The organism is Streptomyces sp. NPDC107522, from assembly GCF_055657525.1.
Genome location: NZ_JBVKAU010000005.1, coordinates 343,251 through 367,341, shown reverse-complemented (window position 1 = coordinate 367,341; position 24,091 = coordinate 343,251). Strand labels below are relative to the sequence as shown.

At 71.6% G+C, this 24,091-nt stretch carries 20 protein-coding genes; 12 read left to right on the top strand and 8 right to left on the bottom strand.

Translation table 11 applies throughout. The features are described from left to right. The first annotated feature begins 202 nt into the window (after positions 1–202). Positions 203–1,093: an SGNH/GDSL hydrolase family protein gene (locus ACZ7L6_RS18810; protein ID WP_471925175.1), complete on the top strand. Its 891-nt coding sequence runs from the start codon at positions 203–205 to the stop codon at positions 1,091–1,093. A gap of 10 nt (positions 1,094–1,103) precedes the next feature. Then, positions 1,104–2,081, top strand: a complete 978-nt coding sequence (locus ACZ7L6_RS18805) for an aldose epimerase family protein (RefSeq protein WP_471925173.1) — start codon at positions 1,104–1,106, stop codon at positions 2,079–2,081. Positions 2,082–2,149: 68 nt separating this feature from the next. Here ACZ7L6_RS18805 and ACZ7L6_RS18800 read toward each other — a convergent pair whose 3' ends face one another. Next, a complete protein-coding gene (locus tag ACZ7L6_RS18800; RefSeq protein ID WP_471925171.1) occupies positions 2,150–4,603 on the bottom strand; it encodes a beta-glucosidase in 2,454 nt (817 codons plus the stop codon). A 101-nt stretch (positions 4,604–4,704) separates the two neighbouring features. Between ACZ7L6_RS18800 and ACZ7L6_RS18795 the strand changes: the two genes are divergently transcribed. Then, positions 4,705–5,280 (top strand): TetR/AcrR family transcriptional regulator, encoded by a 576-nt coding sequence (locus tag ACZ7L6_RS18795; RefSeq protein WP_471925169.1) that lies wholly within the window; start codon positions 4,705–4,707, stop codon positions 5,278–5,280. A 101-nt stretch (positions 5,281–5,381) separates the two neighbouring features. Continuing rightward, positions 5,382–6,641, top strand: coding sequence for a pyroglutamyl-peptidase I (locus ACZ7L6_RS18790; RefSeq protein ID WP_471925167.1), 1,260 nt, complete (start codon positions 5,382–5,384; stop codon positions 6,639–6,641). Here ACZ7L6_RS18790 and ACZ7L6_RS18785 read toward each other — a convergent pair. After that, the gene (locus tag ACZ7L6_RS18785; protein ID WP_471925165.1) at positions 6,631–7,431 is read right to left on the bottom strand and encodes an EI24 domain-containing protein; all 801 of its coding nucleotides are present in this window, start codon (positions 7,429–7,431) and stop codon (positions 6,631–6,633) included. The two genes, ACZ7L6_RS18790 and ACZ7L6_RS18785, sit on opposite strands and share 11 nt — an antisense overlap. A 53-nt stretch (positions 7,432–7,484) precedes the next feature. Between ACZ7L6_RS18785 and ACZ7L6_RS18780 the strand changes: the two genes are divergently transcribed. Beyond that, entirely contained in the window at positions 7,485–8,828 is a 1,344-nt protein-coding gene (locus ACZ7L6_RS18780; RefSeq protein ID WP_471925163.1) for a tetratricopeptide repeat protein, read from the top strand. Here ACZ7L6_RS18780 and ACZ7L6_RS18775 read toward each other — a convergent pair whose 3' ends face one another. Continuing rightward, the gene (locus tag ACZ7L6_RS18775) at positions 8,829–9,692 is read right to left on the bottom strand and encodes a hypothetical protein (RefSeq protein WP_471925161.1); all 864 of its coding nucleotides are present in this window, start codon (positions 9,690–9,692) and stop codon (positions 8,829–8,831) included. Between the two features lie 172 nt (positions 9,693–9,864). Between ACZ7L6_RS18775 and ACZ7L6_RS18770 the strand changes: the two genes are divergently transcribed. Both ACZ7L6_RS18770 and ACZ7L6_RS18765 read left to right on the top strand, forming a co-directional pair. After that, entirely contained in the window at positions 9,865–12,441 is a 2,577-nt protein-coding gene (locus ACZ7L6_RS18770; protein ID WP_471925159.1) for a M14 family zinc carboxypeptidase, read from the top strand. Next, on the top strand, positions 12,438–13,598 hold the full coding sequence (locus tag ACZ7L6_RS18765) for a serine hydrolase domain-containing protein (protein ID WP_471925157.1): 1,161 nt from the start codon (positions 12,438–12,440) through the stop codon (positions 13,596–13,598). The genes ACZ7L6_RS18770 and ACZ7L6_RS18765 overlap by 4 nt, the downstream gene beginning before the upstream one ends. Before the next feature lie 170 nt (positions 13,599–13,768). On the opposite strand, the gene ACZ7L6_RS18760 is transcribed toward ACZ7L6_RS18765, so the two are convergent. Beyond that, on the bottom strand, positions 13,769–14,188 hold the full coding sequence (locus tag ACZ7L6_RS18760; protein ID WP_471925155.1) for an organic hydroperoxide resistance protein: 420 nt from the start codon (positions 14,186–14,188) through the stop codon (positions 13,769–13,771). Between the two features lie 94 nt (positions 14,189–14,282). Continuing rightward, entirely contained in the window at positions 14,283–15,281 is a 999-nt protein-coding gene (locus ACZ7L6_RS18755) for an NADP-dependent oxidoreductase (protein WP_471925153.1), read from the bottom strand. Between the two features lie 124 nt (positions 15,282–15,405). Here ACZ7L6_RS18755 and ACZ7L6_RS18750 point away from each other — a divergent pair, with 124 nt between their 5' ends. The 3 genes from ACZ7L6_RS18750 to ACZ7L6_RS18740 all read left to right on the top strand — a co-directional run bounded on the left by ACZ7L6_RS18750 (position 15,406) and on the right by ACZ7L6_RS18740 (position 19,035). After that, positions 15,406–15,870 carry a MarR family transcriptional regulator gene (locus ACZ7L6_RS18750; RefSeq protein ID WP_471925151.1) on the top strand — a complete coding sequence of 155 codons (465 nt, stop codon included), beginning with the start codon at positions 15,406–15,408 and terminating at the stop codon, positions 15,868–15,870. An 88-nt stretch (positions 15,871–15,958) separates the two neighbouring features. Beyond that, entirely contained in the window at positions 15,959–18,724 is a 2,766-nt protein-coding gene (locus ACZ7L6_RS18745) for a winged helix-turn-helix domain-containing protein (protein ID WP_471925149.1), read from the top strand. A gap of 98 nt (positions 18,725–18,822) precedes the next feature. Next, positions 18,823–19,035: a hypothetical protein gene (locus ACZ7L6_RS18740; protein ID WP_471925147.1), complete on the top strand. Its 213-nt coding sequence runs from the start codon at positions 18,823–18,825 to the stop codon at positions 19,033–19,035. A gap of 157 nt (positions 19,036–19,192) precedes the next feature. On the opposite strand, the gene ACZ7L6_RS18735 is transcribed toward ACZ7L6_RS18740, so the two are convergent. The 3 genes from ACZ7L6_RS18735 to ACZ7L6_RS18725 form a co-directional block, all read right to left on the bottom strand. Further along, a complete protein-coding gene (locus tag ACZ7L6_RS18735) occupies positions 19,193–19,486 on the bottom strand; it encodes an SHOCT domain-containing protein (protein WP_471925145.1) in 294 nt (97 codons plus the stop codon). Positions 19,487–19,550: 64 nt separating this feature from the next. Beyond that, entirely contained in the window at positions 19,551–19,997 is a 447-nt protein-coding gene (locus ACZ7L6_RS18730) for a DUF6325 family protein (protein WP_471925143.1), read from the bottom strand. Positions 19,998–20,035: 38 nt separating this feature from the next. Further along, positions 20,036–20,437, bottom strand: coding sequence for an SHOCT domain-containing protein (locus ACZ7L6_RS18725; RefSeq protein WP_471925141.1), 402 nt, complete (start codon positions 20,435–20,437; stop codon positions 20,036–20,038). Positions 20,438–20,730: 293 nt separating this feature from the next. On the opposite strand from ACZ7L6_RS18725, the gene ACZ7L6_RS18720 reads away from it, so the two are divergent. Together ACZ7L6_RS18720 and ACZ7L6_RS18715 are read left to right on the top strand one after the other, a co-directional pair. Beyond that, the gene (locus ACZ7L6_RS18720; protein ID WP_471925691.1) at positions 20,731–22,650 is read left to right on the top strand and encodes a glycoside hydrolase family 15 protein; all 1,920 of its coding nucleotides are present in this window, start codon (positions 20,731–20,733) and stop codon (positions 22,648–22,650) included. Continuing rightward, positions 22,643–24,061, top strand: a complete 1,419-nt coding sequence (locus ACZ7L6_RS18715; RefSeq protein ID WP_471925139.1) for an MFS transporter — start codon at positions 22,643–22,645, stop codon at positions 24,059–24,061. Before ACZ7L6_RS18720 ends, ACZ7L6_RS18715 begins: the two co-directional genes overlap by 8 nt. Positions 24,062–24,091: the final 30 nt, after the last annotated feature.

The following is a 24,091-nucleotide window of genomic DNA, read 5'->3' as shown; positions in this document are numbered from 1 at the left end:
GGCAGCCACGTTGATGGCGAGGCTACCGTGCGGCGGCGCAAGGAGTGTGACGTACCGTCGGTCCCGGTGCCGTGAAACGCCCGCCATTCACCCGGCAGGACGCTTGTACGGGTGTGAGCCGTTGCATGAGCCGGGCGGGAACCCTCGTGCGTTGTTATGGGTTGTAGACCATGACGGGGACTGGCGAGGGGATGGACCAGGTATGCGGACACGACGGCACGTTGCGCGCGCTGTCTTCGCCGCCGTGACCGCGACCGTCCTGGGCGTCGCAGGCTGTGACGCGGTCGGCGGCAACTCCCCGGGCCCGTCCGACACCGAGGCGCGGAGTGCGCGGCCGTCCCCGAAGCCGACCCCCGCCTGGGACCGCAGCCCGGCCTCGATCGCGGCCGTGGGCGACTCCATCACGACCGGTTTCGACGCCTGTTCGGTGCTGTCGGACTGCCCGGAGGTCTCCTGGGCGACCGGCAGCAGTCCCCGGGTCGACAGTCTCGCCGTTCGGCTGCTGGGGAAGGCGAAGGCGGCCGGGCACAGCTGGAACTACGCCGTGACCGGGGCGCGGATGGCGGACCTGGCCGGTCAGATGAGCCGGGCGGTGGCGCGCGGGCCGGAGCTGGTGACGGTGATGGCGGGGGCGAACGACGCCTGCCGGGACACGACCGACGCGATGACCCCGGTGGCCGATTTCCGTTCCCAGTTCGAGGAGGCCATGGGCACGCTGCGGGACGCCCTGCCGAAGGCCCAGGTGTATGTCGCGAGCGTGCCGAACCTGATGCGGCTGTGGGAACAGGGCCGTACGAACCCGATGAGCAAGCAGGTGTGGGGGCTCGGCATCTGCCCGTCGATGCTGAGCGAACCCGACTCCCTCACCGCGGCGGCGAACCAGCGGCGCGAGACGGTGCAGGAGCGGGTCGAGGCGTACAACAAGGTGCTGGAGCAGGTCTGTGCGAAGGACCGGCGCTGCCGGTTCGACGACGGCGCGGTGTACGAGTTCCGCTTCGGCACCGAGCAGCTCAGCCAGTGGGACTGGTTCCACCCGAGTGTGAACGGGCAGGCACGGCTGGCCGAGATCGCCTACCGGACGGTCACGAACTAGTGTTCCGCTCATGAGCGAACACTTCGGCACACTTTCCGACGGCACGCCGGTCCACCGTTGGACCCTGGAGCGCGCGGGCGTCCAGGTGCGGGTGCTGTCGTACGGCGGGATCGTGCAGTCGCTTCAGGTGCCCGACCGGGACGGGCGCGCGGCGAACGTGGTGCTGGGGTTCGCCGATCTGGACGGCTATCTGTCCCACCCGGGGCCCTATTTCGGCGCCCTCATCGGGCGGTACGCCAACCGGATCGCGGGCGGCCGCTTCCTGCTGGACGGTCTGGCGTACGCCCTCGCCCCCAACAACGCGCCCAACTCCCTGCACGGCGGCGAGCACGGCTTCGACAAGCGCGTCTGGGAGGTGACGCCGGTCGAGCACGGTGTGCGGCTCAGCCGGGTCAGCCCGCACGGCGAGGAGGGGTTCCCGGGGCGGCTGGAGGTGGCGGCGACGTACACGCTGGAGGCGGACGGGGCGCTGCGGATCGCATACGAGGCGGTGACGGACGCGCCGACCGTGCTGAACCTGACCAACCACAGCTACTTCAACCTCGCCGGAGCGCGGTCCGGCAACGCGGGCGGCCATGAACTGCGGCTGGCCGCCTCCCGGTTCACGCCGGTCGACGCGGACCTGATTCCGACCGGCTCGCTGGACGAGGTCGCGGACAGCCGCTTCGACTTCCGTCAGGCGCGGAAGGTGGGCGCCGGGTACGACCACAACTTCGTGCTGGACAAGGGGGTGACGGAGCGTGCGGAGGAGGTCGCCGAGCTGTACGACCCGTCGACCGGGCGGGTCCTGACGGTGGCGACCACCGAGCCCGGCCTCCAGCTGTACACCGCCGACCATCTGACCGAGCCCTTCGCCCCGGGCGACGGCATCGCGCTGGAGACGCAGCACTTCCCCGACTCGCCGAACCGGCCGGGGTTCCCGACGACGGCGCTGCGGCCGGGCGAGGTGTTCCGGTCGCAGACGGTGTACGGATTCTCCGTGCGTTAGCGAGGACCCCAGTCCCGGTCCGGGCGTCAGGACCCGGACCGGGACTGTTCCTGGGTACTTCTCCCGGATCAGACGTTAATCGTCGTGGTGATCCTCGTGTCGGCGATCGAGCGGCCCGCCTGGATCTCGTACGAACCCTTCACAAGGGTCCATGAATTGGTCTCCTCGTCCCACATCTCGAAGGCACGGCGCGGGAGCTCGACCACTGCCTCGGCCACCTCTCCCGGCCCCGCCTCCACGCCCGCGAACCCGGCCAGCCACCGCGCGGGACGGTCGGCGTCGGGCTCGCCCGGCGCCAGATAGACCTGCACGACCTCCCGTCCCGCCCGCTCGCCGGAGTTGCGCACGCGGACCCTGACCGTCGCTCCCTCGCCCTCACGCTCGGCCTCGGCGGACTCGTAGGTCCAGTCGGTGTAGCCGAGGCCGTGCCCGAAGGGGTACGACGGGACGCGGCCCTCCTTCTCCCAGGCGCGGTAGCCGATGAAGACGCCCTCGGTGTACGGGAGTTCGCCGTCGGAGGGTACGACCCGGCTGACCGGGGCGTCGGTCAGGGAACCCCAGGTTGTGGGCAGCCGGCCGCCCGGCTCGTGGCTGCCCGTGAGGACGTCCGCCAGGGCCGCGCCGCCCTCCTGGCCGGGGAACCAGCCGAGCAGGACGGCGGCGACGTCGTCGCGCCAGGGCAGTTCCACCGGGGAGCCGGAGTTGACGACCACGACGGTGTGGGGGTTGGCGGCGGCGACGGCGCGGACCAGGTCGTCCTGGCGGCCGGGCAGCGTCAGGTCCTGCCGGTCGAAGCCCTCGGACTCGACGCGCTCGGTGGTGGCCACCACGACGACGGCCGTGTCGGCGTTCCGTGCCGCTTCGACGGCCTCGGCGATGAGCTCGTCGGGGTCGCGCTGCGGGTCCTGGTGGGCGAGGGCGAAGATGACCGCCTGCATCGGGATGTCGTCGGTGCCTTCGACGACGTACGTGAGGGAGACCTCGACCGGTTCGCCGGCGGTCAGGTCGACCTGGGCGCGGGGCGTGGGCTCGCCGAAGAAGGTGATGAAGGGGTCGTCCTTCGGCGGGGTCTGGACGGCGTCGAAGTACGTCGCGCCGCCGATGGTGAGCTTGAAGGTGCCGATGCCCTGGATGCCGAAGGTGTGCGTGCCGCTCTCGCGCGGGGTGAAGGTGCCGGTCAGCTCGACGGTGTGCAGCCGCTCGTGGGTGACGCCTTCGGGCAGGGCCGAGGGGCCCATCCACTTGAGCTGGCCGCCCGGCGCGGAGTCGGTGCCGATGACGTCGCCGTCGGCGTCCCGGCACACGGCGCGCAGCTCGAACCGTGTGTCGAAGACCGAGAGTTCGGTGTTCGGGTCGGCGCCGACGGCGTAGGTGAGGGTGCCTTCGGGGAGGGCGGCGGTGAGGCCGTCGAGCGGGGAGACGATCCGGGCGGGGAAGACGGTGGCGGAGCCACCACCGAGGACCCGGGCGTCGCGGGCGGCGGCGCCGATGAGCGCGACCGTGCCCTTCGGTCGCAGGGGGAGGGCGCCGCCCTGGTTGCGGACCAGGACGAAGGAGCGGCGGGCGATCTCGCGGGCCAGTGCGCTGCCGTCGACGGTCTCGGGGAGCTCGGTGACGACGGGCTCGGCGCCCTCCAGGATGCCGACGCGGGCGGCGAGCCGCAGGACGTTGCGTACGGCGTCGTCGACCTTGGCCTCGGCCACCTTCCCGCCCCGCACGGCCTGCGCGAGGGCCGGACCGTACACCGTCTGCGGGCCCGGCATCGCGACGTCGAGGCCGCCCTCGATCGCGCCGACGGTCGAGCGGGCGGCCAGCCAGTCGGAGACGTTGTAGCCGTCGAAGCCCCATTCGCCGCGCAGGACCTCGTTCACGAGGTAGTGGTGCTCGGTCATCGTCGTGCCGTTGACCGTGTTGTAGGCGGTCATGATGCCCCAGGGGTGGGCGTTCTCGACGATGATCTCGAAGGGCGCCAGGTACAGCTCGCGCAGGGCGCGTTCGCCGACGGTGTTGTTCACCGTGAAGCGGTCGGTCTCGGCGTCGTTGGCGACGAAGTGCTTGACGGTGGTGCCGACGCCGCCGGACTGGACGCCGTTCACATAGCCCGCGCCGATCGCGCCCGTCAGGTACGGGTCCTCGCTGTACGCCTCGAAGTGACGGCCGCCGAGCGGGGAACGATGGAGATTGACGGTCGGGGCAAGCAGCACATGAACACCCTTGCGGCGGGACTCCTGGGCGAGCAGCACCCCTGCCCTGTGGGCGAGTCCGGGGTCCCAGGTGGCGGCGAGGGCGGTGGGCGACGGCAGGGCGACGGACGGGTCGTCGGCGGTCCAGCGCACACCCCGGACGCCGATCGGACCGTCGGACATGACGAGGGACTTCAGGCCGATCTCGGGCAGCGCGGGCAGGGTCCACATGTCCTGGCCGGAGAGCAGCCGCGCCTTCGCGTCGAGGTCCAGCCGCCCGAGCGCGGCCTCGACGACCGCCTCGCGTGCTTCATCGGCCTGGGTGCGGGTTCCCGCCATGGCGGTGCCTCCTCGTTGAGTCCGGGTGTGCCTCCATCGTGCATCGGGTACCTGTAGAGCGGTAGGTTTCGTTATCTTGCTGTTATATTCGTGCTACGGCCATGCCGTACGGTGGCGCCATGAACGCGAGGGTCAGGAGCGAGGAGCGCCGCGCGGAGATCGTGCAGGCCGCCCTGGAGGTGATCGCCGAGCGCGGCTACCGGGGCGCGAGCCTGGCCGCGGTCGCGGAGCGCGTCGGGCTCACCCAGCAGGGGCTGCTGCACTACTTCCCGACCAAGGACGCGCTGCTCGTCGCGGTGCTCGAGGACCGGGACCGGTGGGACGCGATGCCCAACACCCGGTTGCGGGTCGAGCTGATCGCTTCGATCGTCGAGTACAACGCCATGCGGCCCGCCATCATCCAGACCTTCTCGGCGCTGCTCGGCGAGAGCGTGACGGAGGGGCATCCGGCGCGCGAGTACTTCACCGAGCGGTACACGCGGGTGCGCTCGAACCTGGCGGACGTGCTGCGCACCGAGTACGGCGAGCGCCTGCCCAGCGGCCTCACCCCGGAGCGGGCCGCTCCCCTGCTGGTGGCGATCATGGACGGCCTGCAGTACCAGTGGCTGCTGGACCCGGAGTCGGTGGACATGCCGGCCGCGTTCCGGGACTTCCTCAGTCTGCTGGGTGAGAACTGACCGCTGCGATCAGCACCATGGCGTAGACCACTCCCGTCACGGGATACTTCCGGCGTCCCGCATCACGCACGTTCCACCGTGACGGAAGGACCGGAAGTCCCTTGAATTCCATACGCGTTCGGGCCGGCATCCTCGGAGTCGCCCTGCTGGCCGGGCTGTCCGCCCCCGCAACCGGGGCTGCCGCCGCCGAGACGGCACCCGCGCCGACCGTCGAGGAGCAGCGCCTCGACAAGACGGTCCCCCAGGAGATCCTGCGCCGGTCCGGATTCGACGCCGCCACCGAGGAGTTCGCCCGCGACCTCGGTGCCGCGCACTCCTACGCGCAGGCCCGCCGCATCGTCGTACGCGAGGGATCGGCGCTGTGGCGGCGGGCCGTCGACCGGGCGCAGGGGCGAGAGCCGGCCGGCGGTGATCTCAGCCGGGACGACGACCGGCCGCTGTACTGGGCGCGGCTGTCGATGACGCGGGAGGTGCGGACGTGGGAGCCCGGGTTCGGGCTGGGCGATGGTCAACGGGCGTCGCTGCTGGACGTGTTGGAGCGGACGTCGCGCGGGCAGACCGACATCGGCTATCCGCACGGCGGCAAGGGACTGAAGCGGATCCTGGTCACCGGCTTCGACCCCTTCACCCTCGACCGTGACATCCGTATCTCCAACCCGTCCGGCGCGACCGCGCTCGCCCTCGACGGCACGGTGATCGAGACGGCGGAAGGGCCGGCGCGGGTGGAGACCGCCGTGTTCCCGGTGCGCTGGCAGGACTTCGCCGAGGGGACGGTGGAGCGGACGCTGCGGCCGTATCTGAAAAAGGTCGAACTGTTCACGACCGTGAGTCAGGGGCGCGTCGGGCGGTTCGACATCGAGCGGACCAACGGGGCCTGGCGGGGCGGCTTCCCGGACAACGAGAACCTCTCCCGCACCGAGACCGTCCCGGTCGCCGACCCGGCCTCGCAGCCGCAGTGGACGACGACCACGCTGCCGTACCAGGAGATCGTCGCCGCTGACACCGGGCGGTTCCCGGTGTACGACAACACGAGCGTGACCGAGATCCCGGCCGGCGGCACGGAGGCCGTCGTACGGCCGGACGGGCCGACACCCGGCTCGACCGCGCGGGCCGGGGGCGGCGGGAACTACCTGTCCAACGAGATCGCCTACCGGGCGACGCTGCTGCGGGACCGGCTGGGGCTGCACGACACACTGCCGGGCGGGCATGTGCACACGCCGGTGCTGCAGTTCGGGGCGGGCAACACGGATCCGGCGACCGGCTCGGTGACGGACCCGGAGTTCGTGCGCAACCGGCTGGACATCATCGCCCAGGTCCGGACGATCCTGAAGGTGGCGGCCGACAGCCCGGTCACCGGCTGACGGACTCTCCGTCGGGGGCGGTCGCCACCTTCTGCTCCTCCTGGATCTCCTCGCCCATCAGCTCCCGCGCCATCAGCGTGGCCCCGGCGACCGCCCCCGGCATCAGGAACACCGCGACGAACGGCACCAGGAAGGCCGCGGCGAGAGGCGTGCCGAAGCCCCAGACCAGAGTTTTGCGGGCGCGGAGCAGGGCGAGGCGGTCGCGCAGTTCCACGCGGCGGCGCTGGAGGGCGACGGCCGTGAGCTCCTCGGTGAGGAAGAAGCCGGTGACGACGACACCGATCACCGGTACGACCGTCTGGCCGACGACCGGGATGAAGCCGAGGGCGAACAGCAGCACGCCCCAGACGGCGGCACGCACCACGATCCGCAGGCTGTCTCGGCCCGAGATCCACAGCTCGCGCCAGAGCGGCAGGCCGGACTCGGGGGCGGTGCCGTCCGGGGAGACGTCCTGGTCGACCTTCTCGGAGAGTTTCTCGTAGAAGGGCTGGCCGATCAGCAGGGTGACGGCGGTGAAGGTGAGGACGGCCAGGAGCAGGCTCAGGGCGAACAGGACGGCGGTGAGGAAGCCGCGGAACAGGCGCTGCCAGGGGCTCGACCAGTCGTCGGCGAACGGTGTCGACCAGGTCACGAAGGCCTCGCCCCAGATGGCGAGGGCGACGAGTGCGGCCGCGTACAGGACGAGGGTGATGAGGCCGGGGATCAGCCCGAACTCGTACTGCTTTCCGTGTCGGCCCACCCATCGCTGGCCCTGGAGGAGATACCTGAAACCGGCCCCGAGATCACGCATGGCCGAACTCTATCGGCCGGGTCGTGGCGGGCGGGCCGGTAGGGTCCGGGCTCGTGGACGCTGCTGAACTCGACAGACGGTTTCGTACGAACGACGGCTGGATACCGCCGCAGGTGGTCTCGGCCCTTGTCGAGCTCGGGCATCTGGAGGAGCTTCGGCTGGAGGCAGGACGCGGGGACTGGCCCTGCGCACGGGCTCTGGCGGACGCGCTGGTCGGGCAAGGGCGGCGGGAGTCGGCGCTCGAGGTGCTGGGGCCGTTCCTGGCGACCGGCTGGTGGGTGGCGGTGCGGACGGTCGCCGAACTCCTGGCGGAGTGGGGGCGTACGCAGGAGGCGATCGCCCTCGTCCGCCCACGGGTGGAGGCCGGAGAGTGGCGCGCTGTGGAGCCGCTGGCTCAGCTGCTGGCCCGGCAGGGCCGGATCGACGAGGTGATCGCGCTGCTGGGGCCGCGCACCGCCAACCAGTCCTTCGCCCGGACTCTGGTCGACCTGACCGAGGGCTGCGGGCGGGACGACGAGGTGGCCGCTCTGCTGCCCGCCGTGCCGGCCGGCTGCCAGTGCCCCGTCTTCTGGGGCGACACCTGGAACGCCACGGAACTGGTGGCCAGGGTGCTGGAGCGGCAGGGCCGGGTGGACGAGGCGGTGGCGTTGCTGCGTCCGGCCGTGCGATGTTGTGGCGTCATCTACGACAACGCCGTCGAGCAGCTCGCCGACGTGCTGGCGCGACACGGGCGCGAGGCGGAGCTGCGGGAGTTCATCGCCGGGGACGGTGGTGAGGAGGCCGCCGGCCGGCTGGCCGTTGCACTGGCGGAACGGGTGTCGGTGGACGAGGCCGTCGCCGTGCTCCGGCCCTTTGTCACGGGCGGTTCGCCGAACGCCGCGTGGCGGGCGGCACATCTGCTGAAGCGCGATGGCCGGGTGGACGAGGCGATCGAGGTGCTGCGCCCGATCCCCGCCGCCATGGGTGGTGACCCGGAGTGGATCGTCCATGAGTTGTGGAGGCTGCTGGTCGACCAGGGGCGGGTCGACGAGGCGCTCACGGCACTCGACGACATCGCCGGAGAGCTGGGCGGCATGGACGGTGGCCTGTTCCACGAACGCGTCCGGCTGCTCGCCCACTGCGGCCGGCACGAGCAGGCGATCGCCGAACTGCGTGCCCGCCCGGAGGCCGACGCCCGGTCCAGGGCACGAGCAGTGGCCCAACTGCTGGCCGACGCCGACCGGGTGGACGAGGCCGTTGCCGTACTGGAGCCGATCTGCGAGGGCCCCAGAGACCTGCCCCTGCTCGGCGAGTTGATGGTTCGCCAGGGCAGGGTGAAGGAGGCTCTCGCGGCTGCGCCCGAGGACCCGACCGTCCCGTCCTCGGCAGCTCTCCACGCCCTGTTTCGCGACGGCTGATCAGACCGGCGCAACCGCCACCACCACCCCCGGCTCCGCCGTCGGCGACACCGCCGCCGACACCCGTACCGCCGCCGCCCTGGCCACCCGCCCGGCGCGGGCCGCGGTGGCGAGGAGGAGGGGCTGGATCTGTTCCAGGGTGGAGACCAGCAGTTCCTCGCCGGCGATCAGCACCGGACGGGCCGCCTTCGTCGTCGCCGCCGCTGCCTCCGTGAGGTCGGCGAGGGGCGGGAGGGTGGCCCGGACGACGTTCGCGCCGGCGACGGCCGCGCGTTCCGCGAGGGCCACCTGGAGCGGCATCAGGGGCGCGAGCGCGGCCGTCAACGCGTCGGCGATGCGGGTCAGTTCGGGGGAGGACTCGCGCAGGACCTCCGCCGCGGAGCGGAGCAGAGGGGTCACCGCGAGCAGCGCGCCCGCGGCCACTCCCGCCGTGGCCGGAAGGAGAGGTGACGTCACCTCGACCAGCTCCCCCAGCGCCGCCGCGAACTCCTCGACCGCCGGCTCCACCGCGTCCAGCACCGGCAGCAGGCTGTCGCCCAGCGCCGTCAGCAGGGCCTGCGCCGGTTCGCTCACCGGGTGGACCGCGAGGGGCGCCCCGCTGGTGCCGAGCCGGGTGAGGGTCTCGACGATGCGGTAGAAGGCCTCCTGGGCCTGCGGTGAGGCGCTCGCCTCGGCCAGTTCGGCGGTGGTCTGCCGCAGTACGCGCAGGACCTCGGCGCCCGAACCGTCCCTGGGGTCGAAGGTGTTGATCGCGATACGGGTGATGTTCCCGGCCGTGTCCAGGAGCTGGCCGGTGATGTCCGTCGTGCTGCGTGCCATGCGAAGTACGTCGTCCCTGCTGGGGAGCGAAGGGATCGTCGCCATGGGTCCTCTTCCCTCGTCGTCCGTCACACACCCGGCGCCCTCAGCATGCCCGCTCCGAGAGCCCCGGGATGGGCCGTCCGGGGCATCCGTGACATCAACTCCCTCTTGTTGCCGTTGAGTCGAACAGGTACACCTCGCCGTACCGATCTCAGGAAGTTCCGAGGAGGTACGCGTGCGCACCACGAGAACCGTTCCTGCAAGACCCGTTCCTGCGAGACCCGTTCTGTTCGGCGCCCTCGCCCTCACCACGGCGGGCTCCCTGCTCCTCACCCCGCAGACCGCTGTCGCGGAACCCGGACCGCCGGTGCACCGGGAGGCGGCGCTCGACCGGCACGCGGCGCGGACGCCCCTGAGCGCCGCCTCGCGTGCCCTCGGCACCGCCGAGGCCGGCTCCCCCGCCATCGGCGACGACAGCCGCGGCTACCCCCGCCGCCAGGTCCTCACCCCGGCCCCGGAGAACCCGGCCGACAAATCGACAAAGCTCGGCCTCACCCCGTACCACGCGATCGCGCCGAAACTGAACGCCCTCCAGGCCCTCGGCGACCGGGTGAGCGTCGAGGTCGCGGGTCGCTCGGCGGGCGGGCACCGGCTCTACCTCGTCACCGTCACCGCCCCCGAGACCACCCGCCAGGCCCGCGCCCAGGCACGCATGCGCGAGCTCATCGAGAACGCGCCCGCCCTCGCCGCCAAGTCCCCCGAGATCAGGAAGGCGTACAAGGCCCCCGTCTTCGTCAACAACAACATCCACGGCAACGAGTGGGAGGGCACCGACGCCTCCCTGAAGCTCATCGAGCGCCTGGCCACCGCCAAGGACGGCACGACGCGCGACCTCCTCGCCCACAGCCGCCTGTACTTCAACATCACCGCGAACCCGGACGGCCGTATAGCCGGAACTCGCACGAACGCCAACGGCTTCGACATGAACCGGGACTTCGTCACCGCCTCTCAGCCCGAGGTGCGGGCGATGCGGCAGATCATGACCGCCAAGCAGCCGGCCGTCATGCTGGACCTGCACGGCTATGTCAACGGCACCCTCATCGAGCCCACCACTCCCCCGCACGGCGAGAACTACGAGTACGACCTGTTCCTGAAGAACTCCTACGCCAACGCCCTCGGCATGGAGGCCGCCGTCAACGGCCTCGGCTACACGCCCGCGAAGGACGGCGTCGAGGCCGCGCAGATCCCGTTCCGGGACCAGGAGGAGGGCTGGGACGACTGGCCGCCGATCTTCACCCCGCAGTACGCGGCCTTCCACGGCACGGTCGCCGCGCACACGGTCGAGATCCCGTTGCAGGTGAACAACCGCGCCTACGACACCCTGCCGGTCACCGAGCTGCGCCGCCGCTCCGCGATCAACGTCGATGTCGCCGGGGCGGCCCTGCGCGCCACCCTCGACTTCGTGCGGTCCAGGCGCACGTCACTCGTCGCCGACCAGATCGAGGTCTTCCGGCGGGGCGCGGCGGGCGCGACACAGGTGCCGGTGTCACCGGAGACGGTCCCGGACGTCCCCGGCATAGGTCCCGAGGACGTCTACACCACCAAGTTCCCCCGCGCATACGTCCTCCCGCCCTCAGGTACGGCCACCGCCCGGCTCGTCGACCACCTGCTGGCCAATGACGTACGGGTCGCACGCGCATCGCACGCCTTCCGGCTCGGCGGAAAGTCGTACGCGAAGGGCTCGTACGTCGTCGACATGCACCAGCCCAAGCGCGGCCTCGCGAACGCGCTCCTCGCGGACGGGCGGGACATCAGCGACAAGGTCTCGGTGATGTACGACATCTCGGGCTGGAGCCTGGGCCGGCTGTGGGGCGCGACGGTGGAGACCCTGCCGGGCATGCCGTCGTACGGTCTCCTGCGCCCCGTCCGCGCGGCGGCCCCTGTCGCGTACGTCGCCCCGCGCGGCGACCTGCGGCTGCGGCTGGACGACCCGAACGAGGTCGCCGCCCTCAACTCCCTGCTGCGCAAGGGCGTCGAGGCACGCCGGGTCGCCGACGGCAGCGCGATCGTGCCGGGCTCGGCACGCCGGCACGCCACGGAAGCCGCCCGCACGTACGACGTCGCCTTCCACGCCACCAAGCTCAGCGGCACCACCCCTCTGCACCGCACTCGCGTCGCCGCCGCCGTCACGCCCGGCGAGCTGTTCGCGCTGCGGGAGATGAACTTCGAGGTCACACCTGTCTCGACGCACGTGCTGAACGCCGGTTTCGACTGGTCGGCGGTGGACGTGCTGTTCGTGTCGGCGGGACTGGAACACGCGGACCTTACCGCCGACGCCCGAGCGTCCCTCGGCGCCTTCCTCGACGGCCACGGCCTCGTCGGCCGCGGCGTCACCGGTGCCGCGATCGGCTCGGCGACCGGGCTGCTGGCCGCGAAGCCGGTCGAGGGCAACACCGACGCCAACGGCGTGGTGCGCGTGGTGAACTCGGCCGGCGCCCTGCTGTCCGGCGCGCCTGACCACGGCTTCGTGTACGCGCCCGTATGGTTCACGGACCTCGGGCCGCGGGTCCGGGTGGAGCAGTCGTACGCGACCGGGAACCCGCTCGTCTCCGGGCACTGGCGGCCGTCGCAGGACGGCTCGGGCGGGCCGGTGGACGCGGCGGGACGAGCCTCGGTGATCAGCGGCCCACGGGCGGTCCTGTTCGGCACGGAACCACTCTTCCGGGACCATCCGAAGGGGGAATTCGCCCAGGTGGGGCGGGCATTGTTCACCATGGCACTCGCAAGCGGCTCAGGTGAGGAGAGCGGATGACGCAAGGGATCCACGGCACGGTCGCGGACGGCTTCGAGGCGGTACGTGAGGAGTTCGCCGCGTTCGTGGCGGGTGAACGGCCCGACTACGAGGGCCAGTTGTGCGCCTACGCGCACGGCCGGAAGGTCGTCGACCTGTGGGCCGGTGACGGCTGCGAGGCCGACTCGCTCTACGGCGTGTTCTCCTCGACCAAGGGCGCCGCTCATCTCGTGGTCGCGCTCCTCGTGCAGGAGGGCACGCTGGAGCTGGACCGCAAAGTGACGTACTACTGGCCCGAGTTCGCGGCCGAGGGCAAGGGCGGACTGATCCTGCGCGATCTGCTCGCGCACCGTGCGGGGCTGGTCGGCCTCGACGCCGGGTTCACCGAGGAGGAGCTGGCCGACGACCAGGCCATCGCCGAACGCCTCGCGGACCAGCGGCCGTTCTGGCGCCCCGGCACGGCCTTCGGCTACCACGCGCTCGTCATCGGCGCGCTGGCGGGCGAGGTCGTCCGCCGGGCCACCGGGCGCACGCTCCAGGAGCTGTACGAGGAGCGGGTACGGGCGCCGTACGGCCTGGACTTCCACCTCGGGCTGCCCGAGGCGCTGGAGCCCCGCTTCCGCTCCGTGCAGCCGATGGCCCCGACGCCGGAGCAGCAGGCGGTACTGGACTCGGTACCGACCGGCCCGCACAGCCTGGCGTCGATCGCCTTCAACACCCATGTGCCGGAGCCGGGCGAGCTGGTGGACCACGCCAACTCCCGGACGGTGCGCGCCAAGGGGCCCGCGTCGGCGGGCGGGGTCGCGGCCGCGCGCGGGCTCGCCGGGATGTACGCGGCGGCGATCAGCGAGGTGGACGGGCGGCCGCCGCTGCTGAAGCCGGACACCGTCGCGGAGGTCGGGCAGATCCATTCGACCGGGTACGACCTGGTGGCTCGTACGCACAAGTCGTTCGGGCTGGGGTTCCAGGCCGTCGCCGACACCTGGTACCCGTTCCTGGGCGCGGGGGCCTTCGGGCACAGTGGGGCGGGTGGGTCGCAGGCGTTCGCGGATCCTCGCAGCGGGGTCGCCTACGGCTATACCCGGCGGCGTTGTGCTTTCCCTGGCGGGGCGGCACCGGAGAACGAGCGGTTGGTGAGGGCGGTTCATTCGGCGGCGCTGGCCAGTGACGTCGGTTGACTCCGCCTGGTAGCTCGGGGGATCGGTCGTGTCGCGGGTGCGGCCTGGTGGGGGTTGATCGCGCCCACACGGCGGAGCCGCATATCGATACAGCCCCGCGCCCCCGAAAACAGGAGCGAGGCCGCGCCCTACGTCCAAGGGTGCGGCCTCGCAGTATGCAACGAACGGCGTCAGAGCAGCGTCACGGTGATGTTGCCGCGGGTCGCCTTCGAGTACGGGCAGACCTGGTGGGCCTTCTCCAGCAGGTCGCGCGCGGTCCGGGCGTCTACGTTCGGGATCTCCGCAGCGATCTCCACGATGATCCCGAAACCGTCGCTGTTCTTGCCGATGCCGACCTTCGCGGTGACGGTCGAGCCGGAGATGTCGGCCTTCTCCTGGCGGGCGACGACGCCCAGGGCGCCCTGGAAGCAGGCGCTGTAGCCGGCCGCGAACAGCTGCTCCGGGTTGGTGCCGGCGCCGCTGCCGCCCATCTCCTTGGGCGGGTTCACGACGACGTCGAGCGTGCCGTCGTCGGTGGCGACCCGGCCGTCGCGGCCGTTCTCGGCGGTGGCGACGGCGGTGTACAGGACGTCGGACTGCTGAATCGACATGCGGTTGTCTTCCTCCTCGGTCCGCCGCGACTCGCGCCCACGATCGCGACGGAATTCGGAAAGAAGTTACCGCATGCCGGAAAATCCGAGAAGCCTACAGCTTGACGATCATCTTCCCGGTGTTGTCGCCGCGCAGCACCCCGAGGAACGCCTCCAGGTTGTTCTCGATGCCCTCGACGACCGTCTCGCGGTACTTGAGCTGCCCGGAGGCCACCCACGGGCCCACCTCGGCCACGAACTGCGGCTGAAGGTCGTAGTGGTCGCCGACCAGGAAGCCCTCGATACGGCCGCGGGTCTGGATGAGGCGGGCGAGGTTGCTCGGGCCGGGGGCGGCCTCGGTGTTGTTGTAGACGGAGATCATGCCGCAGACGGCGATCCGGCCGGCCTGGTTGAGGGAGCCGATGGCGGCCTCCAGGTGGTCGCCGCCCACGTTGTCGAAGTAGACGTCGACACCGTCGGGCGCGGCGGCGCGCAGCTGCTCGCCGACCGGGCCGTTCTTGTAGTTGAAGGCGGCGTCGAAGCCGTACTCCTCCACGAGGAGCTTGACCTTCTCGTCGGACCCGGCGGAGCCGATGACCCGGGAGGCACCCTTGAGCTTGGCGATCTGGCCGACCTGGCTGCCGACGGCACCCGCGGCGCCGGAGACGAAGACCGAGTCGCCCTCCTTGAAGGCGGCGGTGCGCAGCAGGCCGGCGTAGGCGGTGAGGCCGGTCATGCCGAGGACGCCGAGGTACGTGGACAGGGGCGCCGCGTCCGGGTCGACCTTGACTGCGTTCTTGGCGTCCACCGCGGCGTACTCGCGCCAGCCGAAGAAGTGCAGGACGTGGTCGCCGACGGCGATGCCCTCGGCGTTGGAGGCGACGACCTCGCCGACGGCGCCGCCCTGCATGACCTTGCCCAGCTCGAAGGGGGCGACGTAGGACTTGGCGGCGCTCATCCGGCCGCGCATGTACGGGTCGACGGAGAGGTACTTGTTCCGCACCACGACCTGGCCCTCACCCGGCGTCGGGACCTCCGCCTCGACCAGGGCGAAGTCCTCGGGCTTGGGCCAGCCGACGGGGCGGGAGAGGAGGTGCCATTCGCGGTTGATCATGGGGGGTGCCTTTCCGGTTCACGCTTCGTTGTTCACGCTCTGCGGCGCGCTTTTAGTTCAGTACCTGAAACAACCATGCTCCTGAATATTTCAGGATGTCAAGTAACCGGGGTACCCTGAGAGCATGGCCACCCCACACCGGACCCACCGCCCCGATGAGCTGACCCTCGAAGTCGTCGACCTCATCGGCTCGGTCGTGGCCCGCTACCACGAGGAGTACGAGGAGGCCGCCGCCGAGCACGCGCTGACCGGTGCGCAGGCGCGGCTGCTGAGCCTGCTGTCGCTGGAGCCGCTGCCAATGCGCAAGCTGGCACAGCGGCTGCGCTGCGAGCCGTCGAACGTGACCGGGATCGTGGACCGGCTGGAGTCCCGGGGGCTGGTGGAGCGGCGACCGGATCCGGCGGACCGGCGGGTGAAGCTGGCGGCGGCGACGCAGGAGGGCCGGCAGGTGGCCCGGAGCCTGCGGGAGTCGCTCCGGTTCGCCCGGGAGCCGCTGGCTGGACTGTCTGAGGACGAACGTCTGGCCTTGCGGGATCTGCTGCGGCGGATGCTGGACGCCGGCGCCCAGGGTTTGCCGGGCGGATCCTAGGGCCGTTTGCGGACGCCCCGGTCCGGGGTGACGATCGGTATGTGGGTGTTGTACTGCGCGGGCATGCATGAGGCGTGTGATGGGTGCGATGTCACCCTCCGCCGGAGGGCCCCAGGGCGACACCGCCGTCAAGGACGTGACTCCCGGCGGTGACCCGGTGCTCGCCGCACGGTTCGCCGTGCCGGCGGTTCCTCGGACGTTCGTGCGCAGAGCCCGGCTCGTCGAGCGGCTGACGGAGGGCCTGCGCAGTCCGCTGACCCTGGTCGACGGGCCCGCCGGGGCCGGTAAGACGCTGCTGGTCGCCGACTGGCTCACCGCCGTCGGCCCGGAGGCCGTCGCCTGGCTGACGGTGGAGCCGGAGGACAGCGCCCCCGGTGTCTTCTGGGCCTACGTACTGCATGCCTTTCGGCACCACGGAGTCGCCGTGCCGGAGTACATCGGCAGCCCGGCCCGCCCCGGCGAGGTCGACCACTCACTGCTCGCCCGTCTCGCGGCCTGGCTGAACGAACGGGACACGCCCGTGATCCTCGTCCTCGACGAGTTCGACCGGGTGGCCGGCTGCGCCGAGGTCGCCGACGAGCTCCAGTTCGTGCTGCGCCACGCCGGCAGCGGCCTGCGCCTGTTGGTCATCAGCCGTACGGAGCCGCTGCTGCCGCTGCACCGCTATCGGGCGGCCGGCGACCTTGTCGACATCCGTGCCGCCGATCTGGCCTTCCACTCGGAGGAGACGGCGGCACTGGTCGACCGGCACGGGCTGCAGCTGTCGGCGGAGGGCGCGCGCATGCTGACCGAGCGCACCGGGGGCTGGGCGGCGGGGCTGCGGCTGTGCACGCTGGCCGCGCAGCGGGCCGGTGACCCGGAGAGCTTCCTGAAGGACTTCGAGCCCGGGCACAGCACGGTGGCCGACTTCCTGCTGAGCGAGGTGCTCCGTACCCAGCCCGCCGAGACCCAGGACCTGCTGCTGCGCACCAGCATCCTCGAGGAGATCCACCCGGGCCTGGCCAACGCCCTCACCGGACGGGACGACGCGGAACCGATCCTGGAGGACCTGCAGCGGGCGAACGCGTTCGTCGAGCCCATCGGGCATTCGTGGTACCGGCTGCACCCGCTCTTCGCTGAGATCCTGCGCGTGCATCTGCGCGTGCGCCACCCCGGCCTGGAGCCGGAACTACACCGTACGGCCGCCCAGTGGCTGAGCCGGGCCGGACTGCTCGACGAGGCCCTGCCTCATGCGGCGGACGCTGGTGACTGGGAGCTGGCCACTGCCGAGTTCATCGACCAGCTGGCGATAGGCCGGCTGCTGACGGGGCTGGCCGCCGAGCGACTGGACAGCCTCTTCGCCAGGATGGCGCCGGAGACGTCCGGGCCGGCCGCCGACCTGGTGCGCGCGGCTCGCGAGCTGGCCCACCACGACGTCGGCCTGGGCGTCACATACCTGCGTCGTGCGGAGGAGAACCTGGCGCAGGAGGACCAGGCGCACCAGGCCCTCACGCCGGAGGACCCGGCGGAGGAGAACCTGCCCGAGAACGGCCACGGCAACGCCGCGGCGATGCGGTTGACCTGTGCGCTGCTGCGGGTGCTGGCCGCCCGGGCGGCGGGCTCGGCGGACCTGGCCGAGACGGCGGCGAGGGACGCCGCGGAGGCGGAGCACGCCCTCCCGGCCGACCGGTTGGCCCAGCGTCCGGAGCTGACGGCTCTCATGCTCACCGACCTCGGATCGGCCCAGCTGTGGGCGGGCCGCTTCGACGCCGCGCGCTCGACGCTGTCCGACGCGGTCCAGGCCGCTCAGGACTCCTCGACGGCCTTGCCCCGGCATGAGGCCCTCAGCCGGCTGGCGCTGATCGACTTCCTGGACGGCCGGCCCGGCCGGGCCGAGTCGCATGCCAAGGGGGCGATCGCCGAGGCGGAGCACTCGGGGCTGCCGACGTCCGACCGAACCGGCGTGGCCCAGCTCGTGCTCGCCGCCGTCGCCATCGACCGCGACGATCTGGCGGCCGCGCGGGCCCATCTCGACCAGGCGGCCGCCTCGTCCGCCGCGTCCCGCGATCCCATAGCGACCGTCGAACTCGCGATGCTGCGCTCGCGGCTGCTGTTCGCGCGAGGAGACCCCCGGTCGGCCCTCCTGGCCTTGGACGACATGGCGAAGCAGCCATTGGCCTCCGTCGAGCCCTCCCCATGGGTGAGCGACCGCGTCGCCATGGCCACGGCCGCGGCACATGTGGCCGACGGCGATCCGAAGGCCGCGGTGAAGGTCTTCGAGGAACAGCCGGGCAACGGACCCGAGAGCCTGGTGGCCGAGGCCCGCGCATGGGTGGCCGCGGGCGAGAGCGAACAGGCTCTGCGCCTCCTCGACACGCTCCCCGACCGCGGGGACCAGGGCCCGGTGATCGACGTGTGGGCTCTGCTGACCCGCGCGCAGGCCGTCGACGCGCTCGGCGACTCGGCCAGGGCGGAGAGCCTGCTCCTGCGGGCCTTGGCGGTCGCCCGTCCGCATCACCTGAGGCGGCCGTTCCTGGAGGCCGGGCCCTGGCTGAGGCGGCTGCTGCTCCACCAACCCGCCCTGGCCCGGGGACATGCCTGGCTGACCAGCTCGCTGTCCTCGCCACCCGACGCCGGATCCTCCCCGCGGCGGGAGGAGTCGGCGGGCCCGGGCGCTCTCCCGGAGCCGCTCAGCGAGCGGGAGCAGGACGTGCTGGAGCGGCTGGCCCAGCTCATGTCCACCGACGAGATCGCCGCCGACCTGCATCTGTCGGTCAACACGGTGAAGACCCACCTGAAGAGCGTCTACCGCAAGTTCGGCGCCGCCCGGCGCGGCGAGGCGGTCCGCCGGGCCCGGGAGCTCGGGCTGCTGTGACACTCACCTGACCGGGGTGATGTCGGCCGTTCCCCCGTACCGCAGCATGGGGGACGTAGGAGCACGAACGGCCGGACGCCGGCGAGAGAAGCATGCTCATGCACTACGAGATCCGCGTCGACGGGCAGATGTCGGACACGCTGACTTCCGCGTTCCCCGAGCTGGACAGCTTCACCGTGCCCTACCAGACCGTGCTGTACGGCCAGGTCATCGACGAGGCTCATCTCTACGGCCTGTTGCTGCGCTTCCAGTCGCTCGGCCTGCATGTGGTGGAGCTGCGCCGGCTTCCGGAGGCGGGAGCCGGGCGCTGAGCCGCCGTGGGCGCACGAGAGAGCCGGCCGCTCCTCAAGCCTCGTCGAGCGGAGGGCTTGTCGAGCGGGCCGGCTGTGTCCCGGGCGCGCCGGTTGTCGGGTGCCGGCCGATGCCGGTTGTGCCGGTTGTCAGGTCCGATGCCGGTTGTGCCGGTTGTCAGGTGCCGAGCAGTCGGGCCTTGGCGGCGGCGAACTCCGCGTCCGTCAGCACGCCTTGGGCGCGCAGTTCGCCGAGTCGGCCGAGTTCGTCGAGAAGTGTGCCCCCGGAGCTCTGCCCGGTGGTGACGGGCGCGGGGGCGGATGCGGTGGCCTGCTGTGCGCGCAGCTCGTCGATGGCGGCCTGCTGATCCATCTCGTGCTGCTCGGCCTGCGCCCTTCGGCGGCCCGCGGCGTAGGCCGCACCGCCGACGAGGGCGCCGCGCAGCAGCGGGCGGCGGCGACCGAGAGGCATGGTCCTCTCCTTTCTGCTCCGGTCCTTCCGGCTCCGGCGGGCTCATGCCCCCGGAGCCGGTCGGTCACGTCGACGTCAGCGCCGAGCCCGCGGCGGCCAGTTCGGCCTCCACCTCGGCGATCTGTTCGTGCGGGATCCGGACAGAGGCCAGCAGACGTCCGTCGTGACGACGGGCCTGGTCGGCGGCCTCGCGGGCCCACACGTTCTCCACCAGCAGGGCGAGGACTGTGGTGTCCCGGTCCATCACGGTGGCGATCTCGTCGACGTCGTCGAGGCCCAGCATGCCCAGGGTGCGGCGGGCGGCGATGTCGGCGGCCACGTCGCCGAGGCCTTCGATGTCGGACAGCTCCATCCGGCCGACACGTCCGTCCGGGCTCTTCGTCACCACGAGGGCGTCGAGGACGCGGACTTCGTCGCGGCGCTCGACTCGCTCCACTGCGGCCAGGAACGAGTCGGGCGGCCGGTCGGCGGGGAACGACAGGATGACGAGGTCGATCGGTCCCAGGGTCATGTCAGTTCGCTTCCCTCTCGCACTCGTGGCGGTACGGCTCAGCGTGCGAGCACCTTCGCCTTGGCCCGCTCGTACTCGGCGTCGGTGATGTCGCCGTGGTCATGCAGTCCGGCGAGCTTGGTCAGCTCGTCCGCACGGGTCGCCCCGGTCGCCGGGGCACCGGCGGCCGCCTCCTGGACGTAGGAGCGGAACGCCTGCTCCTGCTGCTGCATCTGGCGCACATCACGCTGGCCCATGCCGCGTCCACGGGCGATCAGATAAACGAAGACGCCGAGGAACGGCAGTACACAGACGAAGACCGTCCAGCCCGCCTTGGCCCATCCGCCCATGCTGTCGTCCCGGAAGATGTCGCCGAAGACCCGGAACAGCAGCACGAACCACATGACCCACAGGAAGAACCAGAGCATGGTCAGGAACGCGTCGAGCAGCGGATAGTCCACGGTTGCCTCCACATACCTGCCGCCGTGGGGTCACGGCGGCGCCCGGAGCCTGATGTGTTCCACGCTGCGCCTGTCGGCCGTGGGACGGCATCACCCGGAGCGGGTGGACGGCACCGTCGGCGGCGGTGCTGCCGCGCGCGATCCGTCGCCGCGGGTCTCACCCGCCGCGGGATTCACCTGCCAGGGGTGAGGCTGCGACCCGGGCGTTCTCGAACGATGAAGGTGAGCCGTACCGGGGGCGCTCGAGCCGTGTCCGGGGCTCCGCGCATCCTTTTCCGAGGGAGGCAGGCATGGTGGACCGCTATCCGCCCATCGCTGAGCACGGAATGGTCGGCGACCTCCAGACCGCGGCCTTGGTCTCGTCCGCCGGAACCGTCGACTGGTGGTGTACGCCGCGCTTCGATTCACCCAGCGTCTTCGCCTCGTTGCTGGACAGCGACCGCGGAGGCCACTGCCGTCTCGCCGTGGATCTCCCGGAGAGCGAGGGGCTGACGGTGCGACAGCTGTACCTGTCCGACACCGCGGTCCTGGTCACGCGGTACATGGCGCCCGGCGGGGTCGGCGAGGTCGCCGACTTCATGCCGGTCGTCGACTCCTCGCTGCCGACCGACCGGCACCGGCTCATCCGGGTCGCGCGGGTCGTCCGCGGCACCCTGCCCTTCACCTTCGCCTGCCGCCCGCGCTTCGACTACGCGCGCGCCCGGCACACCCTCACCCTCCCGCGGGGCGACGACCGCGCGGCCGTCTTCCAGGGGCCGGGAACCGATCTGCACCTCCAGGCCACCGCCGGGCTCGCCTTCCGCACCGACGGCGACGACGTCACGGCCCGCTTCACGCTCTCCGCCGGGCAGGCGGTGGCCGTCGTGCTCACCAGTACCGTGAGCGGAGGCACCCCCACGCCCGCGCCCACCCTGGGCGGCCTGGTCGACGAGATGGCGGCGTGCCGCACCTTCTGGCTGTCCTGGCTGCGCTCCTGCGCCTACCGGGGACGCTGGCGGGACATGGTGAACCGCTCCGCGATCACCCTCAAGCTGCTCACCTACGCCCCCACGGGCGCGCCCATCGCCGCCGCGACCATGGGACTGCCCGAGCAGATCGGCGGCGAACGCAACTGGGACTACCGCTACACCTGGGTCCGTGACGCCTCGCTCTCCGTCCGGGCCCTGATCGACCTTGGCTTCGAGACGGAGGCGTACGCCTTCCGCCGCTGGCTGCGCGAGCGGGTCGAGGCCGGGGGGACCGCCACGGGTGACCCCCTGCAGATCATGTACCGGGTGGACGGCGACCCCCACCTGACCGAGGAGTCCCTCGACCACCTGGAGGGCTACCGGGGTTCACGGCCCGTCCGGGCCGGCAACGCGGCCGCCGACCAGCTGCAGCTCGACATCTACGGCGAGGCGGCCGACGCGCTGGCGGTGGGCGGCGACTTCGGGACGATCCGCGGCTGGGACGCCCTGCGCGACGTACTGGACTGGCTCTCCGACCACTGGGACCAGCCCGACGAGGGGATCTGGGAGACCCGTGGCGGCCGTCAGAACTTCACCTACAGCCGGCTGATGGCCTGGGTCGCCTTCGACCGCGGCATCCGCGCGTCCACCGAGTTCGCCCGCCCGGGCCGGGTCGACCGCTGGACCGACACCCGCGACGCGGTCTTCCGGCAGATCGTCGAACAGGGCTGGCACGACAAGCGGCAGGCCTTCGTCCAGCACTACGACACCGACGTCCTGGACGCCTCGCTGCTGCTGATGCCCCGGGTCGGCTTCATCTCACCGCACGACCCGGACTGGCTCACCACCCTCGACGCCATGGACGACGAGCTGGTCAGCGACAGCCTCGTCTACCGCTACGACCCCCAGGCCTCCCCCGACGGGCTGCGCGGGTCGGAGGGCACCTTCAACCTGTGCAGCTTCTACTACGTCGAGGCCCTGGCCCGTAGCGGCCGGCTCGGGCGGGCCCGGTACGCCTTCGACAAGATGCTCACCTACGCCAACCCCGTCGGCCTCTTCGCCGAGGAGATCGGACCCTCGGGCGAACAACTCGGCAACTTCCCGCAGGCGTTCACCCACCTCGCCCTGGTCAGCGCGGCCATGGCCCTGGACGAGCAGATCGGCGAGGCCGAGGCGCACCCGGCACGTGGCGACGACCGGCATACGAGGCCGCAGGGCTTCAACGCGCCCGTCCCGTCGGCGGTCGGGGGCGACGGGGGTGGCTGACACGGGCCGGCGGCAGCAGTCGCAGCAGGGGCGGCGGACCGTGCTCGCCGCCCTCGCGCTGGCCCAGTTCATCTGCAGCTTCGCCGGCTCCAACATGAACGTGATGATCAACGACATCAGCGAGGACCTGGACACCACCGTTCAGGGCGTGCAGGTGGCCATCACGATCTTCCTGCTGGTCATGGCCGCGCTGATGATCCCCGGCGGCAAGCTCACCGACCGCTACGGACGCAAACGCTGCTTCCTGGCGGGCCTCGTCATCTATGCCGTCGGCGCCCTGCTGTGCGCGGTCTCCCCGGGCCTCGGCGTGCTGATCCTCGGCAATTCGATCCTCGAGGGCATCGGCACCGCCCTGCTCATCCCTCCCGTCTACATCCTCGCCACCCTCCTCTACCCGGACATGACGTCCCGGGCCCGCGCATTCGGAGTGATCATGGCGTTGGGCGGCATCGGGGCCGCCGCCGGACCGCTCATCGGCGGACTCATCACCTCGGCGATCAGCTGGCGGGCGGCCTTCGTCTTCCAGGCCCTGGTCATCGCGGTGATCGTCGTCCTCAGCCGCAGGATCGAGGACCCGCGGCCCCCGGATCCGACCCGTTCCTTCGACACCGGCGGGGCGGTCCTCTCCGCCGCCGGTCTCGTCCTGATCGTCACGGGCATCCTGGCGGCGGACGACAACGTCTGGCTGATGCTCGGGCTGCTCGCCGCGGGCGCCCTCGTGCTGTGGTGGTTCTTCCACCGGATACGCGCGGCGGAGGAGTCCGGCCGCGAGCCGCTGCTGTCCCTCGGCCTGTTCCGCAACCGCACGTCCAACCTCGGGCTCGTCACCCAGAACGTCCAGTGGCTGCTTCTCATGGGCACGTCGTTCACCGTGGCCGCCTACCTCCAGGTCGTACGCGGCTACGACGCCATCGAGACCGGAGTCATCTTCACGGCCGCCACGCTCGGCCTGCTCGCCTCGTCCCTGGCCGCGGAGCGCCTGTCGAAACACCGGACGCAGCGGACCCTCATCATGACGGGCTTCATCATGTCCGTCGTCGGCATCGCGGTGCTGATCGCCCTGGCCACCGTGTCCACCGACCCGTGGGTCTACGCCCCCGGGCTCCTCCTGATCGGGCTCGGTCTGGGCGTCATGCTCACCCCGTCCGTCAACGTCGTCCAGTCGAGCTTCCCGGAGGAACAGCAGGGCGAGATCTCGGGCCTGTCCCGCAGCGTCTCCAACCTCGGCTCCTCCTTGGGCACGGCGATCGCGGGCACGATCCTCGTCGCCGGACTCACCCGCGGCGCCTACGCCGTCGCGCTGATCGCCCTGGGTGCCCTCGGCCTCGCCGGCCTCGCGGCCGCGGCACTGCTGCCACGGGAACCGGACCGGCGCACGGCGTCCGACGCGCGGGCCGAAGCGGTTCCCTGACCGTGCCGGTGACTCAGCTGGTGACCCAGC

Excerpts from the sequence above, each read along its gene's own strand:
- ACZ7L6_RS18760 (WP_471925155.1), bottom strand. The coding sequence starts at position 14,188 with ATGTCGATTCAGCAGTCCGACGTCCTGTACACCGCCGTCGCCACCGCC.
- ACZ7L6_RS18735 (WP_471925145.1), bottom strand. The coding sequence starts at position 19,486 with ATGCCTCTCGGTCGCCGCCGCCCGCTGCTGCGCGGCGCCCTCGTCGGC.
- ACZ7L6_RS18800 (WP_471925171.1), bottom strand. The coding sequence starts at position 4,603 with ATGGCGGGAACCCGCACCCAGGCCGATGAAGCACGCGAGGCGGTCGTC.
- ACZ7L6_RS18795 (WP_471925169.1), top strand. The coding sequence starts at position 4,705 with ATGCCGTACGGTGGCGCCATGAACGCGAGGGTCAGGAGCGAGGAGCGC.
- ACZ7L6_RS18750 (WP_471925151.1), top strand. The coding sequence starts at position 15,406 with ATGGCCACCCCACACCGGACCCACCGCCCCGATGAGCTGACCCTCGAA.
- ACZ7L6_RS18805 (WP_471925173.1), top strand. The coding sequence starts at position 1,104 with ATGAGCGAACACTTCGGCACACTTTCCGACGGCACGCCGGTCCACCGT.
- ACZ7L6_RS18765 (WP_471925157.1), top strand. The coding sequence starts at position 12,438 with ATGACGCAAGGGATCCACGGCACGGTCGCGGACGGCTTCGAGGCGGTA.
- ACZ7L6_RS18745 (WP_471925149.1), top strand. The coding sequence starts at position 15,959 with ATGTCACCCTCCGCCGGAGGGCCCCAGGGCGACACCGCCGTCAAGGAC.
- ACZ7L6_RS18785 (WP_471925165.1), bottom strand. The coding sequence starts at position 7,431 with ATGCGTGATCTCGGGGCCGGTTTCAGGTATCTCCTCCAGGGCCAGCGA.
- ACZ7L6_RS18730 (WP_471925143.1), bottom strand. The coding sequence starts at position 19,997 with ATGACCCTGGGACCGATCGACCTCGTCATCCTGTCGTTCCCCGCCGAC.
- ACZ7L6_RS18755 (WP_471925153.1), bottom strand. The coding sequence starts at position 15,281 with ATGATCAACCGCGAATGGCACCTCCTCTCCCGCCCCGTCGGCTGGCCC.
- ACZ7L6_RS18810 (WP_471925175.1), top strand. The coding sequence starts at position 203 with ATGCGGACACGACGGCACGTTGCGCGCGCTGTCTTCGCCGCCGTGACC.
- ACZ7L6_RS18740 (WP_471925147.1), top strand. The coding sequence starts at position 18,823 with ATGCACTACGAGATCCGCGTCGACGGGCAGATGTCGGACACGCTGACT.
- ACZ7L6_RS18775 (WP_471925161.1), bottom strand. The coding sequence starts at position 9,692 with ATGGCGACGATCCCTTCGCTCCCCAGCAGGGACGACGTACTTCGCATG.